General features: G+C 70.0%; 2 protein-coding genes. Both read left to right on the forward strand.

Going from position 1 to position 1,298, the window contains the following annotated elements; translation table 11 throughout:
- Window positions 1–59 precede the first annotated feature (59 nt).
- Window positions 60–785 (forward strand): glucose 1-dehydrogenase, encoded by a 726-nt coding sequence (locus DYI42_RS23885; RefSeq protein WP_213549626.1) that lies wholly within the window; start codon window positions 60–62, stop codon window positions 783–785.
- Window positions 782–1,298, forward strand: a 517-nt coding sequence (locus DYI42_RS23890; protein ID WP_213549627.1) for a hypothetical protein, incomplete at its 3' end; no start/stop codon positions are given. The genes DYI42_RS23885 and DYI42_RS23890, both read left to right, overlap by 4 nt.

Consider the following 1,298-nt stretch of genomic DNA (forward strand, 5'->3'; position numbering starts at 1 on the left):
GCCCTTGCACCCCGCCCCCACATGCCCTCTGATCCCGCCACCAACAGGGAGGACGAACCATGAGACTCACGGGCAAACGTGCCATCGTCACCGGCGGCGGCTCTGGCTTCGGCGCGGGCATCGCCCGCAAGTTCGCCGCCGAGGGGGCCGAGGTTCTCGTCACCGACATCAACGCCGAGGCTGCCATGGCCGTGGCCGATGAAATCGGCGGCAAGGCCCTCGCAATGGATGTGACCCTCCTCAACGACTGGCAGGCCCTTGCCGAAAGCCACCCCGCCGACATCCTGGTGAACAACGCCGGTGTCACCCACCTACCCGCGCCGATGGAGGAGGTCTCCGAGGCGGATTTCGACAAGGTCGCCGCCGTCAACATGAAGTCGATCTACTGCTCCGCCCGCACCGTCATCGCCGCAATGAAGGGCAGGGGCGCCGGGGCAGTGCTCAACATCGCCTCCACCGCGGGCCTCTCCCCGCGCCCGCGCCTCAACTGGTACAACGCCTCCAAGGGCTGGGTCATCACCGCGACCAAGGCCATGGCGGTGGAGCTCGCGCCCGAGGGCGTGCGCGTCAACGCGCTCTGCCCGGTGGCGGGTGAAACGCCCCTGCTGGCCAGCTTCATGGGCGAAGACACCCCCGAGATGCGCAGCAAGTTCCTCTCCACCATCCCGCTCGGGCGGTTTTCCACCGCCGAAGACCTCGGCAACGCCGCCTGCTTCCTCTGCTCCGACGAGGCCGGCATGATCACCGGCGCCGCGCTCGAGGTCGACGGCGGGCGTTGCATATGAGCCTGCCCGCGGCCTGGTGGGCGGCGGTGCACGGCTTGGCGGCGGCGGTCATCGTGCTGCTGCTGGCATGGCTCTTTGCGTTGGGCTTCGGAGAGCCGCCGGGCCGCGCCCTGCGCAACGTTGCCAACATGCTCGAACCGCTGCTCTTCACCCTCCTGCTGATGGGGGCGCTGCTCGGTCTGCACGGGCAGCCATGGCGCGGCACATGGGTCTGCCTCTCGTCCCTCGCCGTCCTCGGCGTCGCCCTGTCCTTCCTCGGCTACGTCGTGCCACTTGGCCAGCTGAGCTTCGCCCTCGCCACCTCCCCCGGCATTGTCTCCATGGCCACCTTGCCGTTGCTCTGGCCGCTCGCCCTGCTCGGGGCGCTGCTCTGGCACCTCACCCATCTCTGGCGCAGGCACCCCTCGGGCCGCCGCCTTGCGATCGCGGGCTCTGCGCTCTGGCTCGCCCTGGCCCTCGCCGCCGTCCTCCTCCCGGTCCTCTCGCTACCGGCGCCCGTCCTCCCGCCAGACC

It is taken from the genome of Vannielia litorea, from assembly GCF_018424695.1.
GTDB classification, from domain to species: domain Bacteria; phylum Pseudomonadota; class Alphaproteobacteria; order Rhodobacterales; family Rhodobacteraceae; genus Vannielia; species Vannielia litorea_A.